The organism is uncultured Wocania sp., assembly GCF_964021735.1.
Lineage (GTDB): Bacteria > Bacteroidota > Bacteroidia > Flavobacteriales > Flavobacteriaceae > Wocania_A.
In genome coordinates this window covers 12,623-28,109 of record NZ_CAXIBN010000002.1, presented here as the reverse complement: position 1 = coordinate 28,109, position 15,487 = coordinate 12,623, and the positions used below count along the sequence as shown (strand labels likewise).

Annotated in this window: 10 protein-coding genes; 2 read left to right on the top strand and 8 right to left on the bottom strand. The window is 31.1% G+C overall.

The genetic code is table 11. From position 1 onward, the window contains the following. Nucleotides 1–10 precede the first annotated feature (10 nt). Nucleotides 11–3,526: a SusC/RagA family TonB-linked outer membrane protein gene (locus AADI82_RS00425; RefSeq protein WP_341214495.1), complete on the bottom strand. Its 3,516-nt coding sequence runs from the start codon at nt 3,524–3,526 to the stop codon at nt 11–13. Nucleotides 3,527–3,763: 237 nt separating this feature from the next. Further along, the gene (locus AADI82_RS00420; protein ID WP_341214494.1) at nt 3,764–4,921 is read right to left on the bottom strand and encodes a FecR domain-containing protein; all 1,158 of its coding nucleotides are present in this window, start codon (nt 4,919–4,921) and stop codon (nt 3,764–3,766) included. Between the two features lie 95 nt (nt 4,922–5,016). Between AADI82_RS00420 and AADI82_RS00415 the strand changes: the two genes are divergently transcribed. Then, nucleotides 5,017–5,622 carry an RNA polymerase sigma-70 factor gene (locus AADI82_RS00415; protein ID WP_341214493.1) on the top strand — a complete coding sequence of 202 codons (606 nt, stop codon included), beginning with the start codon at nt 5,017–5,019 and terminating at the stop codon, nt 5,620–5,622. An 83-nt stretch (nt 5,623–5,705) separates the two neighbouring features. Here AADI82_RS00415 and AADI82_RS00410 read toward each other — a convergent pair whose 3' ends face one another. The 3 genes from AADI82_RS00410 to AADI82_RS00400 form a co-directional block, all read right to left on the bottom strand. Further along, nucleotides 5,706–8,459, bottom strand: coding sequence for a prolyl oligopeptidase family serine peptidase (locus tag AADI82_RS00410; protein WP_341214492.1), 2,754 nt, complete (start codon nt 8,457–8,459; stop codon nt 5,706–5,708). A 205-nt stretch (nt 8,460–8,664) separates the two neighbouring features. Next, the gene (locus AADI82_RS00405) at nt 8,665–9,630 is read right to left on the bottom strand and encodes a hypothetical protein (RefSeq protein ID WP_341214491.1); all 966 of its coding nucleotides are present in this window, start codon (nt 9,628–9,630) and stop codon (nt 8,665–8,667) included. Between the two features lie 98 nt (nt 9,631–9,728). Then, nucleotides 9,729–11,102, bottom strand: coding sequence for a TlpA disulfide reductase family protein (locus AADI82_RS00400; RefSeq protein ID WP_341214490.1), 1,374 nt, complete (start codon nt 11,100–11,102; stop codon nt 9,729–9,731). A gap of 497 nt (nt 11,103–11,599) precedes the next feature. Here AADI82_RS00400 and AADI82_RS00395 point away from each other — a divergent pair, with 497 nt between their 5' ends. After that, nucleotides 11,600–12,001: a hypothetical protein gene (locus AADI82_RS00395; protein ID WP_341214489.1), complete on the top strand. Its 402-nt coding sequence runs from the start codon at nt 11,600–11,602 to the stop codon at nt 11,999–12,001. Nucleotides 12,002–12,681: 680 nt separating this feature from the next. Here the strand turns inward: AADI82_RS00395 and amt are convergent. From amt to AADI82_RS00380, 3 genes are read right to left on the bottom strand one after another with little or no spacing between them, the layout of a single operon-like run. After that, nucleotides 12,682–13,923: an ammonium transporter gene (gene amt, locus AADI82_RS00390; protein WP_341214488.1), complete on the bottom strand. Its 1,242-nt coding sequence runs from the start codon at nt 13,921–13,923 to the stop codon at nt 12,682–12,684. Between the two features lie 30 nt (nt 13,924–13,953). Next, nucleotides 13,954–14,292: a P-II family nitrogen regulator gene (locus AADI82_RS00385; RefSeq protein ID WP_341214487.1), complete on the bottom strand. Its 339-nt coding sequence runs from the start codon at nt 14,290–14,292 to the stop codon at nt 13,954–13,956. Nucleotides 14,293–14,351: 59 nt separating this feature from the next. Continuing rightward, nucleotides 14,352–15,332, bottom strand: coding sequence for an outer membrane beta-barrel protein (locus AADI82_RS00380; RefSeq protein ID WP_341214486.1), 981 nt, complete (start codon nt 15,330–15,332; stop codon nt 14,352–14,354). Nucleotides 15,333–15,487: the final 155 nt, after the last annotated feature.

The window sequence follows — 15,487 nt, the reverse complement described above, 5'->3', positions numbered from 1 at the left end:
ATATTTTTTTTTAAAATTGAACATTAACACCTAATGAAAACGTTGCCTCTGGTGCTCTTACTACACCATTAATGTATTCTGGATCAATGTTATAGTCATTTGCAGTCCAAACATTGCCTAAATTTTCAGCAGACGCAAAAAGTCTAAATTTCGAAATTCCAAGTTTAGTCGTTACGTCGCTAGGGAGGTCGTAACCAAGATAAATTTGTCTAAGCCTTATATGCGCTGCATCTTCAACAACACTATCTAAATAAGGCACATACCAACTCCAGCGGTATTGCCATTGTTCAAATTCTTGTGGGAAAGGAGGTAAACCAAGGGCTTCATGCCCGCCTGCAAGCAATATATCGAGGTCTTCATGATGATTCCCATCTTGCATTAAGCCACTATAATCATAAGTTGGTCTCGTAAATTTATGTCCAAATTTACCTACAAATCTAGTGCTTAAAGTAAAACCTTTATAGGTAAAAGTATTGTTCCAACCTAAAATTGTAGGTGCTACTCGGGTACCCATATATTTTAAAACTTCTCTTCCGTCTTCACCATTTTGACCAATATTTTCATCCATACCATAAATGGTACCATTTTGTCCTACTATAGTTGGGTAAGGTTCTGGTTGAGAATCAATAGTTCTTAAACCACCATACTCAAAGGCATATATAGGTTGGTAAGGTCTTCCTTCAATATAAGGGAAATCGGGAATAGTTCTCGGGAATATTTGTATGTCTTTTAAACTGGTTACTTCACTGTTATTATGGCTATAAACAACATTTGTGATAAAATTGAAATTATCGCTAAATTTTATGTTAGAAGAAAGATTTAATTCCACCCCTTTATTAACCATTTCACCTACATTAAAAGTTCCTCTAGAAACACCAAGTGTACTAGGTAAATCGATGGTAGCAATAAGATCAAAACTTTTCTTGTTATATACATCTACACTACCATATAGAGTGCTATCAAATATGTTAAAATCGGTTCCTACGTTAAAAGTTCTTACACGCTCCCATCTTAAGTCTGGATTACCTAAAGAATTTAAGTTTGCTGAAAACACCCCTGTAAATGGATTAGGTGTTGAACTTAATCCAATGGTAGCTGTAGTAGATTGTGTGCCTACAATATTTCCATTCTCACCATTAGTTACTCTAAACTTTAAAGATCTAATAGCGTCAACATCTTGCAAAAAAGATTCATTTTTAGCATTCCAACTAAAACCAACAGACCACATAGGGTTGTAACGTTGTTTTTTATCTTCAACAATATAATTAGCACCGTCTGAACGCGTACTTCCCGAAACAGTATACTTATTGTCGTATGTATATGCTAAATTACCAAAATAGGAAGCAAAACGTAACTCGCTCTTATCAAAAAATCTTCCATCATTTAATATACCTGTATCAAAAAAACCAGCCCATAGTGGTGTACCACTATCTCTGTTTAAAGGCACTGTATAAGTATATGTCTCAGGATCAAAACCATAAGTATAAGGCTCTGCTGATCTATTAGTTTTAAATGATGCTCTTTCATAACCAGCAAATGCAATAACTGCATGTTTATCCCAAGAACCAGAATAGTTAAGTGTGGTTCTATAAGTTAAGCCAATTCTTTCTGTTTGTGTGTCTCTAAAAATTGCTCCTGGAGGAATATTAGAATTTCCTATAGTTGCATTAACAGGATCATAATCATCTTGAGTAGTGCTATTTAGCACTTGATATTTAACAAAAGAACTTTCTGGACCCCAGAAATTATTAGAACTAGACTGAAAACGCTCGTAAATAAGACCTGGTTTAAGCTCTAAACCATCCATAAGTTTAATATTAAGCCCACCATTAATTCTATAATTAATGTTTTTTGTTCTAAATGTGTTCTCTCTAGCATCTCGAAGCACATTATAATTTATGTTATTATATGGAAGATTGGTTATTGTGTTTGCAAAATACTCCATATACTTTGCATCATAAAGATTATGCCTTTGCGAGGCGTAAGACCCATCTGAATTAATAAGATTCTCATAAGGTGACATACCCTGAATAGTTCTAAGTGAAATACCACGGTTTTGTGATTTGGAATTATCAAGCATTCCATTAATATTAGCACTTAACCAATTATTAAAATTGTACTGGGTAGTTAAATTAACTAACACTTGATCGTTTTCATCTCCTATAAAAGCGTTCGTATTGTCATTGTAGACAGCAGATAAACGGATGTTGCTTTTTTCGCCTTTAGAAGAAATAGCAATATTAGATTGTTTTGAAATAGGATTAGTTAACAGATAACGTTCAACATCATCAAAGCTATTAATGCCAGACAAATAATTAATTTTAGTGGCTAATTCTGCACGTGTAATATTTCCTTGAAAAGCATCAAAATAAGCTCTAGCACCTAAACTATAACTGGTGTTTCCACTTCTATTTACAGCATCTCTATCAAACAATGTTGATGGTGGAGGATAATTAGCTATAAAGAAGTTGTTAAGTCCTTGACTGTTAGGACCATCCCATATTGTGCTTTCTAAAGCTAAAGTAGTAGCTGTACTTGCTCTAGTAACATTTCTGTCTAAATTTACTTTAGAACGAACTTTTATAAAAGAATTAAATTCTACATTTAATCCTTTACGATTTCCTTTTTTAGTTACTATAACAATAACACCATTACTAGCCCTTGCTCCCCATATAGAAGCTGCAGCAGCGTCTTTTAAAATAGTTACACTTTCAATATCATTTGGGTTAATTGTATCAAAACCGCCATCGATTGGAAACCCATCAACTACTACTAATGGTGTGGAACTGGATACAATTGTTCCTCTACCTCTAATAACAACATCAGAAATATCTATATTTCCATCGGCATCTTCCACAATTTGAATACCGGGCGCTATACCCTGAAGTACAGAACCTATGTTTTGAGTAACAGTGTTACTTATTTCTCTGGTAGGTACCGTATTGAACAACCCAGTGGCACGCTCTTTAGGAATGGTTTGGTAACCTGTGGAAACTATTACTTCATCAAGTTCGTTAATACTATCATTAAGTATAAAATCATATATGTTTTTATTGTCTTGAACTAATGTTTGTCTAGTCTCGTAACCAATACCCGTAACTACAATAAAATCACCTACACTAACGCTTAAGTTATATTTACCATCGAAATCAGTAGTGGTTCCTCTAATAATATTACTATTATCTGCAGTAGGGTTTTTAGTTGTATATACGCTCAATCCTGCAATAGGAATACCATTTTTGTCAACAATAGTACCACTTACAACAAACTCTTGGGCACTTAACGGGATACTGTTTTTTCTGATGACAATAGTGTTTTCATTTTTTACATTGAAATTAAAATCACCTAGAGTTAAACTTTGTGAGAGTAAATTATTGATGCGTATGGATCCTTTCTTCAGGTTAACTTTTGGAAAGTCTTTGAACATACCTGCCTTATAGATAAACGTAATATCAGTTTGATCCATGATAATATCAAACACTTCATCGATACTTACCTCTTTATTTTCATGTATTATAACTTTCACGTTTTGTGAAATGACGTTATTAGATGAAAAGGCAAAAACAGTGGCACAAAATAAGAAGATAAAAGATCTCATAATGTTTTGGAGTATTTTTTTTCTTTTACAGAAAAAAAACCTAGTTAGTTTAATTTTCATAAATTTGTATATTATTAGTTAGTTAAAGTTTGATTAATTAATAATTTCTTATTAAAGGGATTTAAGTCTTATACTTTGGACGGTTTAGACTATCCCTTTTTTTATTTACTTAATTATAATTTGATTTTCTTTTATAATATAATCATTAATATAATTTTGGTTTTTTATTAATCTAAGAATTTCTTCAATATTTTGCTTTTTACTTAGTTGTGCCTTAAACCTGACATCATTAATATCTTGGTTTTCAATAGTAATATTTACATTATACCATCTAGATAACACCTTAGAAATATCTTTTAAGGAATTGTACTTAAAAGAAAATACTCCTCTCATCCAAGCAGTTTCAGAGTTTATATCTGCTTCAAATACATTAATAGCTTTTTCTTTAGAATCTAATTGTATTATAGATTGTTGTCCAGGATCTAGCCTTACTTTGTCCACACCATTACTTACCAAAACCTTTCCTTCTATTAATGTACTATAAATAGCATCATCATCGCTGTAAGCTTTAATATTAAATTCGGTTCCTAGAACTTCTATTTCTTGAAATTGTGTGTTTACAACAAATTTAGCTCCATTATGATTTGTGCTTGGTGATACATCAAAGTACACTTCACCATAAATTAAATCGACTGTTCTTGTTTTGCCTTTCGCAAATGCCACTGGGTATTTGATTTTAGAATCTGAGTTTAACCAGACCTTAGTGCCATCGCTTAATACAATAGAATGTAAGCCTCCCCGTGGTACCGTTAAATAGTTGTATATTGTTTCGGATTTTGATGTGTTTTTTGAATTGTCTTTATAAATTACTTCTTCTCCATTACTGGTTAAGTCTTCTGTTGTAAAGCTTTGTCCTTTTTCAAGGGCTATATTTGACCCATCTTCTAAGGTAAGCGTTGCCTTTTTTGTTCCTATCTTAATATTATTATTAACAATAGTGGTATTGGCAGTATTGTTTTTATTGTTGAAGATAATAGGAAGTGAGAGTAAAAGCACAATAGATGCCGCAATAGCATATTTAAAATAAGTGGGTACGACTTTACCTCTTCTAGTTTTAGCATTTATAGAGCGCCAAACAACTTCTTTATTAATTAAATTAACACGTTTAGATTGCTCTAAAACATAATTAATATCCACATATTCTTGAAATAGAATTTTATTTCTGTCATGTTCAAGCCATAAACTAAGCCTTTGCAATTCTACTTTTGTTATCTGATTTGCAAAAAATTTAGAAATTAATTCCTCTGTTTGTTTATCAATCATTTTTTTAATCTTATAAGCATTACGCAATTATTAATAAATACCCTTATATTAATTAGAATTTTTTTTTAGATTTACATTTAACATTATTTTAATAAATGAATAAATCAGTAAAAGATATAAAATTAATGGAGACAAATCTTAGAAATGGAGACGAGTCTGCTTTTAAAGATTTTTTTAATATTTATTATGATAGATTATTTGGGTATATTAATGGATATACAAATAATGCTGAATTAACTCAAGATATTGTTCAAGAGTCCTTTATAAAATTATGGACAGTAAAAAACACTTTAGTTGAAGGAAAATCTGTTGTGGGGTTATTGTACAAAATTGCATATAATATTTTTATAGATGTTTGCAGGAAAGGCAAACAAGAATATAAAATGCTTGATACTTTAGCTTATAAGAAAGTATTGCTATTGGCAGATAACAACGAAGATGTTAAAGAGGCAAGAATTGAACAAATGATGTTAGCTATAGAAAGCCTTCCTCCAAGATGTAAAGAAATTTTCAAGATGAGTAAAATGCAAGGAATTAAATATGCAGAAATAGCTGATACTTTAAGTATTTCTGTTAAAACCGTTGAAGCTCAAATGGGAAAGGCCTTTTCTATTATTAGAGAGAAGGTAAAGAAATCTAATGTATTTATGTTTTTTATTAATATTATGTTTACACGAAAAGATCTATTTAAACGTGTATAAACTAAAAAACAAAGCCAGGAGTGAAACTTAATTGGCTTTGTTTTTTAAAAACTATTTTTTTGTCTGGTAAAAATCTATTATGTTTAATTTTTTAATCGCCTTTGTTGCTCGGCATAAGGAATGCCTTTAATAATCCAATCTTCAGCTTCTTCTCCTTTAAGATAATGCCCAAACCATTTTAAAATGCGTTGTTGATAATCCATTCTATTTTTATCAGCTCTTAAACCATGTCCTTCTTTAGCATATACTAATAAAACAAAAGGCTTATTAGCCCTTCTAGCAGCATTATAATATTCAATGCCTTGTGCCCAATTTACGTTTTGGTCATTATCTCCTACTTCAAAAAGAATAGGCGTGTTCAACTTTTCTATTTGCATGACAGAAGAGTTTTTAATGTAATTCTCTGGAGATACCCAAGGTGCAGTATCCATTCGTTCTTGTCCTACTTCAAAATGATCATTTTCAGGTCTGCCACCAAAAGCAGGAGTTATGGCTAAATTCATGCTAATCAAATCGGTCAATCCCGCTCCTGCTACACTAGCTGCAAAAATATTGGTTTGTGTAGGGACGTAACCCGCCTGATAGCCACCCCAAGAGTGCCCAATTAAACCCACTCTAACGGGGTCTACATCACCTAAATTAACAACTGCTTCTACAGCATTTTCTAGTGTCTTTGTGGAAGAAACCCCTGGATTGCCTGCAATAAAATCAATATCTGGATTAAGTACAAAATATCCATTTTGTGTCCAAACAGTGGTATTATAATAATCGGTTTTAGATGGTATTTTATACCTATGCAACCCTCTTGATAATTTCTCATAGATATAAGTTATCATTGGATATTTGTTCCCTTCAATATAATTTGCTGGATAGTATAAGACTCCCTGAGCTTCTTTTCCTAATGCATTTTTATAAGAGATTAATTCTGCCTTACCCCAAGCATAATTTTTTTGAAAAGAATTTGTACTACTTATTTGCAAAGTATTTGTAAAAGAACCATTGGTTACAAAGATGTTTGGAGATTGCTCAAACGATTGTTTCACAAAAATCATTTTATTTGCATCTTTAGCTTTTGTTAACCTAGAAAATGAAGCATCTTCAAATAACAATGTTTTTATGTCTTTTCCTATAATTCCAGAAGCAAACCCCGTTTTTTTTGTGTACTTGCCAAATAACGAAAAGTAAACTGCTTTTTTAGTATCTATAAATTGTTGATCCTGATCTAAAACCAGAAGTCTATAAACAATATTCTCTTCTTTACCGTTTGTTATTCTCCTTATATTAGCATTAGCTATAAATACCTGCCACAAATCAAACTCCGAATAGATAAAGAACGATTTACTGTCCTTACTCCAACCAGCAAAACCATATGCTGCCTTTTGAGGCAATGGATGATCGTCCTCAAAATTTATAAAATTAGCATTGACTTTTTCGGTTAAATTTTTGGTGCTTTTAGAGTTAATATCAAATAAGTGTAAATGGTTATCTTTTAAATAAACAAAAAACCTATTATTGGGACTAACATCCCATGTTTTGGAAATATTTTTAAGTACTTTAGTTTTCGAACCAGTAATAGCATTTACTGTGTAGGCATCAAAAGCAGGCCTTCCAAACATAGCATCAAAGTCGTAAGGCGTCCCATCTAAACCTACCATAACTTGATTGTTTTGTTGAATTTTCACAGCTTCAACTAAAGAATCGCTAAGCTGAACAAATGTATTTTTGTTTACATGCCAAACCGCATTTCGAGGGCTTTCAATATCTTTCATTCTGCTCCTCTTTTGTGCTGGAATAATTACAACATCCTTACTATTCCATATTTCAAGGTCTGGTGACTCAATTTTATTTATATCTTTTAGTGTTGAATCCCTTTCTTTTACATCATCAAGCACTTTCTTTTTATTCCAGCTAAAGGTTTTGAAGAAAATATGATTTCCATTATCTGAAATAGAGATTCTATCGGATAGAATTCTAGTTTCTGTAGGGAAGTTTTCAAAATTATTTTGACTGAAGATCTTTAAAGAACTTTTCTTAGTTTCTAAATCTTTCCAAATCATTAATTCAAAAGAATGCTCTTCATAATCTTTGTTTTCTAATTTTCTTCTAACAAATAAATTGTTGTTCTTTTCAAACCACATTAAATTAGAATACTCAACTTCTTGTTGATCTATTACATTTAAAGTCTTGTTGATAGCATTATACAATTGAATACTGTTACCCTTTTTATCTGTAGTTGTAATATTTATTGCTAATATTTCGGTTTCTGGATGCCATTGAAAGTCTTTTACATTTCCAAATACAACGTCCTTTTGCGTGCTTAGATTTTTTAGAATTAAAGTTTGTATTTTGTCTTTTTCACTTTTTATTGCAAGGAATTTACCAGAGTTACTAAATTTAAAGTTAACGAAATCTTCTAATAAAATTGAATCGTTAGTATGCAGATTAATTAGCGTTGTTTTATTGAGCTTTTTTTTCTTTTTCTTTTCTTTTTCTAAACGTTTAGCTTCTTTTCCAGTTGGAACATGACTATATGAAAACCATTTATTGCTTTCTGTATCTGAAAACATACTGCTTGAGGTATTAATAAATTTTCTGGTGTTTTTTGTAATAGTATTGTAAAGAAAAGTTGTTTTATCCCTATTGTTGGTATTAATTTGGTATTTTATCCAGTTACCATCATTAGATATGGCATAATTGGATAAATTCTCCCATTTATCATAATCTTCGGGAGATACTAATTTTAATGAATCTTGAGCTTTAATAGGCAAATAGAGTAAAGAAAATATTATTCCTAAAATATAAAGCTTATTGGATTTTTTAGAAGTTATTTTATACATATAGCAGATTTATTAAATAGCTGTTGAAGGGTTTAATTAAGCAAAATCTAATACCTAAAACTTTTTATGAATACTTAAGATTTATTTTTAAACTTTTGATATAGTAACTATTGCTTAAATTTTATGTTTTAAGTATTAATTCTGTTTGACAAATAAAAAAACTCCTAAAAATAATTAGGAGTTTTTTTATTGAATTAATGTTTTATTACCTTTCTCTAGAATATATATTAGTAGGCCAATCTGCACCATCCGTTCTTGTAAATCTTACTGTGCCTGTTTCGTCATAAGCATCAGAATATGAATACCAAAACTCAATATCCATAGAAGAACCATTGATGTTAGAAATAGTCCAATGTTCCGAAGAGTTACCTTCTACGTATGTCTCTCCAGATAAGAAGTTAAAGTATATTTTTCCTGAAGTACCATACTTATAGTCCCATAAAAGATTTGACATACTATAAACCTGATTGCCCAAGTGAGTTATATTTACAGACCCTGTTTTACCAACAAAGACACCTCCCCAACTTACTGCACCACCACTTGTTTCTATCCATTCAAAATCAAAGGTGCCTTCCCAAACAGGTGGCGCATAGTCCTCAACCTTTACCTTCATTCCGTACCTGTTTCCTTCACGAAGTGATTTTCTTGAATCAAATGTTGATCCATCATTAGCTGTAATTACCCAATAAAGTAAGAATATATCACCTTCCTTAGCTAGTTTGGTGGACCTGTCACTCTTAAAATCACTCATAAAGAGGTTATAAACATCATCTGCTTCCAGAGATAATGATAACTCTCCCGATTCTGGAACATTCATTGAAGCTATTTGCTTACCAGAAGTATTAAATGGTGCAGTATAGTTATAACCATCTTTTTCTTCTGCAACAACATAAAAATCAATTTTTGAAAATTTATCTGCAGACAAAGGAGACTTTAATGTTAAATCTACTTCAACCGTTTCGTTACCCCAGTATTCTTCATTGGTCAATAGGTCTCTATACCAAACAAAAGTGTCTTTGTCTTCTTGAGGTATTACAGCTAATCTGGTTTGTAATTGCCAATCAGCATTTAGGTCTTCTACTAATACTTCGTCATTAGTTTCAGTACAAGATTGAAATAAAATAACTAGACCAAACAGGAATAGGTATTTAAAGAATGTTCCTTTTTTCATAATAATATTATTAGTTAGTTTTAATTACTCATCATTATTTATAAATAATGTACGTGACTTTTTAAAAAAACCCTTATTTAAAATCTTTTTATTTCGAATTATATACTAAAACTGTTAAATAAATCAATTAACTCAGGGTTTGAAGGTCTTGGAGCATTTCGCTCTACAATATTCCCGCTTGGATCCAATAGTATAAACTGTGGGATACCATTAATCATATAGCCTTTCACAAAATCTGAACTAAAATCCTTATCAGCCAGTAATTGTACACCTGTTAGCTGTCGGTTTTTAATCATCTCTTTCCATTTGTCTCGATCCTTTAATTTATCAACAGAGATACTCACAAAATGAATGTTTTTATTATGGTATTTGCTCTCAACCTTTTTTAGGTAAGGTATTTCAGCTTTGCACGGTCCACACCAAGTTGCCCAAACATCAATGTAAACATACTTTCCTTTTAATTCACTCAAAGAAGTTGTTGAACCATCATAATTTTCATAATTAATAAATTCTGGAGAAGGTTTTCCTTTAGCTAAGTGTTTAAGATTATTATATATTTCTTCAATTTTGTTATTGTTTTCTTCATCAGTGGAATTGCTCTTGTATATATTATAATAACTTTCCACATCATCTGCATATTTAATTCCAAAGATTGCTTCCTTAAATAACAGATCATTCTTTATTGTTTGATTTGGTATATCACTTATAACTTTTAGATAAGCAATATTTCTATCTAAAGAATCTTTCTTAGTTAATTCATGGGATTCTTTTCTGTAATAGTTTTCTACAAGAGATTTATAATTTATAGACGATTTATAATCTTTTTCATTTGCATAATCAAATTCATTAAAATCAGATAAGAACTCCGTTGACACAACAAAATCTGGTTTTTTAGTATAATAACGATGACTTCTTTCATAGCTGTTTAGGTTGTTCAAGTATTCATAATGAACATCATTTTTCTCCATTTCCTTAAACATCTCAGAAATATCATTGAAAGAATCTAATAAACTTACAGCTGTAGTCTTTATTTCTTGACTTTTATTTTTAAAAGAGGTCTCATCTAGCTTAAAGAAATCTGTACGGTTGCCCTTTAACTCCTGTAACTTTATTCTTTTTAATCTTAAATATTTACTTGCCTCACTTCCAAAGCCATTAAAACTTAATGTGTTATTAAAATCTTTAGTGTCATAATTAATTTGAAGATTTGTTCCGTAGTCAACGTAAAACCTATCGTAATTTTTGCCATCATAAAAGCTTAAAATTTGAGGAGCAACCCTTAATGTGTCATTAAAGTAACCCAAACTATCAATTTCGATTTTTATATCAATTTTACGATCATCACTAAATATAGCCAGTTCCTTTCCTTCGGGGTTTGAAATATTGCCAGATATTAAGGCATAATCAATTGGCGCTTCATTTTTACACGAAAATTGGGTTATAATAAAAAGTATTACAATTAGCTTTTTCATAAATATATGTTTTAAGTAATACGCTAATTTCTTTATTTACCCTTACTATATAATTTAATTAATATGGAAACAAAATATTATTTAATAAAATAATAGTTGTTGGTTCAAAAGCTTTAATTAATCTGGAGTTGCTAACTTTATTCAGAAAGAAACTTAAGACAATTTGTTTTGCAACAAATATCTTAGAAACATGAAAAACGTATTTATAGCAAATAAATACGCTTAAGTTATCAGCGATAAAACATTCAAGAACTTGAAAAAGCTGGTGTTGGCGATGATAATGAAGAAAAGAAGATTTTTGAAAAAATAGTAACGCGTTCGCTTTTTGGCAATATTAATGCTAGTAGAAATTCGGCTTAAAAGCACTTTAACATTTATAGTATTTGACTTTGTTAGAAAAAAACGATAACTTAGTTTAAGGGCGGATATAAATCATATTAGCAGATAGTTTATATCCGATTAACATTAGCGGCAATATAGAAAACATATCAAATAGAATGTTCAGTCAAATTATAAAATCGATTAAAACGAATCCAAAAAAACTCTTCTTAATAGACGGATTGGGAGCAATAATGTCGGCTTTTTTATTGGGAATAGTGTTGGTCAAATTAGAGCGATTTTTTGGAATTCCTTCCTCAACTCTTTATATTCTTGCAATTCTGCCAATATTTTTTGCAGTTTATGATTTTTACAGTTTTAGAAAAGTGAAAACTGAACTAAGCAAATTTTTAAAAGGAATTGCAGTTATGAATTTGCTTTATTGCTGTTTATCAATTGGTTTTGCATTTTATCATTCAGCAACTTTAACAAATTTGGGATGGTCTTACTTGATACTTGAAATTTTGATTGTAATTACACTCGCTATAGTAGAATTAAGAGTAGCTAATAGACTTAATTGAAGAGCACTTCAATATTCAAAAGAAACATAAATAGTAATAACAGATAAGACTGTAATCATAGGAGGAGGAATCGGATGTATAACTATCGCTTTAACCTTAAAAAGGAACAATCAAAAATTCAAACTCTTATGATCTGAACAAAGAAGTAGAAAGTATTGAAAATCAAGAAAATGTAAAAATTAAATTTCCAGACAATACAGTTTCAGAATTTGATACTTTAATTGCTTCTGGCGTAATTAATTCTACCATTATAAAGTACGTTTTTCCCTAAATTAAGATAAGGCCTACACATCAGGTCATTTGGAGAGGAATTACAAAATTTGAGATTGATGCTGATTTAAAGCATACCTATTATGAACTATTTGAAGGTAGTTTACGATTCTTGTTTCTACCATTAAATGACCCCGAAATGTTTTGGTTAGCTGTTCAAGAAAAAAGAATTTCAATAAAAATTTATCAACTTTATTAAAGTCTTTTTTATTAAAAACATATAGTGATTTTTACCCAATAATACTGAGTCTAATAAATAGAACCCTTCCTAAAAACTTTAAACTAGCAACCTAGTAGATACATTTAGGATTCCAATAGCTATGATCACACGAAAAAACTTCATCCTTTTTGAAGAGAAAGAAGAAATGCCTCACAAAATTCGTAAGGCATTTTAAACTAACTAAAACTAATTAATGCTCATTCAATCTAAAATCAGGATAAGCATCCATGCCATGTTCATGTGCATCTAAACCTTCTAATTCTTCTCTTTCAGAAACTCTTATTCCCATTGTTTTCTTCAATACTATAAAGATTATAAAAGAGGAAATGATACAAATAGCAGCATAAGAAACCACACCAATTAATTGGCTAACAAATTGACTCCAACCTGCTAATGCTCCAAATATTCCAACTGCTAATGTTCCCCAAATACCACAAATTAAGTGTACTGCAATGGCTCCAACTGGGTCATCTAATTTTAATCTATCAATAAAGCTCACAGCAAATACAATAATAGCTCCCGCAATAGCACCAATTAAAATAGCATTGGTCGGACTCATTTGGTCTGCACCTGCAGTAATAGCAACTAGTCCACCTAGAATACCGTTTAAAAACATGGTTAAATCTAAATTTTTATGGCAAATTGTTGATACTAACATAGCTACTACACCTCCAGCCGCTGCTGCTAAACAAGTTGTTACTAATGTTAAAGATGTTAAACTAGGATCTGCAGAGAGTACAGAACCACCGTTAAATCCAAACCAACCTAACCAAAGTATTATTACACCAGCAGTTGCTAAAGGAATATTATGTCCTGGTATAGCTTGTGGTTTTCCGTTTTTAAATTTACCAATTCTAGAACCTAACAACCAAACAGCCACTAATGCTGCCCAACCACCAACAGAGTGCACTAATGTAGATCCTGCAAAATCGTAAAACGGTGTCTCTAATGTTTGTAAAAAACCACCGCCCCATTTCCATGACCCAGCAATTGGGTAAATAAAACCAACGTATACGATTGTAAAAATCATGAATGGTACAATTTTCATGCGCTCTGCTACTGCTCCAGAAACTATGGTTGCTGCTGTTGCTGCAAACATACCTTGAAACAAAAAGTCTGTCCAATAAGTATAACCTTCATTATATGCTAAATCTAAAGTGCCTTCTGCAGTGAGAGGAGAATCTAACCCTAATCCTGCAAAACCAAATATTCCAATATCGCCAGATTCAAACCCTGGATACATTAAGTTAAATCCAACTAAACAGTATAATAGTAACCCAACAGTAATGATAAAAATATTTTTAAAAAGTATATTTAAAGTGTTTTTTTGTCTTGTTAACCCAATTTCTAAAAATGCAAAACCTAAATGCATAAAGAAAACGAGTGCTGTACAGATCATCATCCATACATTATTTATTGTAAGTAATTCCATAATATTTTATTAATGTTTAAATGATGATGATTATCTTAAAGTGTCTCCACCTTTTTCTCCTGTTCGTATTCTGTAACATTCCTTGATATCGGAAACAAATATTTTTCCGTCTCCAACATCACCGGTTCTTGCGGCTTTTAAAATGGTTTGGATGGTTATTTCTTCAAAATCATCATTTACAACAATCGCTAAATGCCTTCGTTGTATATCACTTGTACTATAAGACACGCCTCTGTACACATGCCCTTCTTTTTCATTCCCTAACCCCGTTACATCCCAGTAAGAGAAAAAATTCACACCAACTTCGTGCAATGCATCTCTAACTGCACTATATTTGGATTTTCTAATAATTGCTTCAATTTTTTTCATGATTAAATATTTGCTTTTTTCATTTCCTCGTAGGAGGAAATCTCATATTATTTATTATATTAAAATGTATAGATAGCTGCTACTGTAAATGACGCTAAACTGCTAGTAGATTCTAAATCTGTGTTCCAATACACATCATCAGAATGGTCGTCTAATCTTAATTCAGGCTTAATTATTAAATCTTCAACGGTATAGCTACCTGTAAGTGTTACAGCAAAAACGCTAGGCTCATTAACCGAAACACCGTCATTCAACCAATTAAAATACTCGCCTCTTAAACCAATAGAGAAATCATCAGAAGTTGTTAATTGTGGATAGAGAGCAGCGCCATAAAACCCATTACCATCGTTACTAGCATAAGCACCATTAAGACCTACAAAAAATGACTCTGAAAAATTTAGACCTCCTGTATAATCTATCTCAAAACCTAATCCAGCCTTGTCATATAATAAATTAAGAAACTGACCTGAAACTCCTAATTGCGCCCCAACAGCGTAACTACCATCAGGATTAAATTCAGTAACATCGGTTTGATTCATTAATCCTAACATTAAGCTAATATCATCGCTAAATGTAAAATCTACTTTAATTCCTGTATGCGAAAAAGGACCATTAGAAAATAGATACGACGTGCTGTAGTTAAAATTTACAGCAGGCGCAATAACTTCGTAACCTAAAAAAGTATTAAACTTACCCATGGTTAATTTTACAGACTCACTTAAATTCAAATAAGCATAAATTTGATTAAGCACTGTTGCACTTGCTGCCTCACCTCGTGGGCCAAAAACTAAATCGGCAACAAAACCAACTTTTTTCCCCTCATAAGAAGCAATAAGATTTGCCATACCTAATGAAAACCCTGGAGAATCTGCAAACGATGTTCCTGGAGGCACATAATTATCATCATTAGGAGCATTTAAATTTGCGCTATAAAACGCATCTACACTACCACTAAAGTCAAACTTCTTTTTATTAGCTTCTTCTTGAGCAAATAATACAGTTGCAAAAAAAAGCATTGAAAGTGTTGTAATTTTTTTCATAATGTTCAATTTTTAGTTATTAGTCCCTTATTTTTTATCTTAGAACAATTCAAAACTATATAAAAAATATTTTAACCCTATAAAAAATAGGGTTAATTATATCATTTTTGTTTATTTTTATATTTTAACCCTATTTTTTTATGGGTATTATGTTT

Bases quoted from the DNA above. Each gene is read 5' to 3' on its own strand.
- AADI82_RS00415 (WP_341214493.1), top strand. From the start codon at position 5,017: ATGAATAAATCAGTAAAAGATATAAAATTAATGGAGACAAATCTTAGA.
- AADI82_RS00395 (WP_341214489.1), top strand. From the start codon at position 11,600: ATGTTCAGTCAAATTATAAAATCGATTAAAACGAATCCAAAAAAACTC.
- AADI82_RS00380 (WP_341214486.1), bottom strand. From the start codon at position 15,332: ATGAAAAAAATTACAACACTTTCAATGCTTTTTTTTGCAACTGTATTA.
- AADI82_RS00400 (WP_341214490.1), bottom strand. From the start codon at position 11,102: ATGAAAAAGCTAATTGTAATACTTTTTATTATAACCCAATTTTCGTGT.
- AADI82_RS00405 (WP_341214491.1), bottom strand. From the start codon at position 9,630: ATGAAAAAAGGAACATTCTTTAAATACCTATTCCTGTTTGGTCTAGTT.
- AADI82_RS00410 (WP_341214492.1), bottom strand. From the start codon at position 8,459: ATGTATAAAATAACTTCTAAAAAATCCAATAAGCTTTATATTTTAGGA.
- AADI82_RS00420 (WP_341214494.1), bottom strand. From the start codon at position 4,921: ATGATTGATAAACAAACAGAGGAATTAATTTCTAAATTTTTTGCAAAT.
- AADI82_RS00385 (WP_341214487.1), bottom strand. From the start codon at position 14,292: ATGAAAAAAATTGAAGCAATTATTAGAAAATCCAAATATAGTGCAGTT.
- amt (WP_341214488.1), bottom strand. From the start codon at position 13,923: ATGGAATTACTTACAATAAATAATGTATGGATGATGATCTGTACAGCA.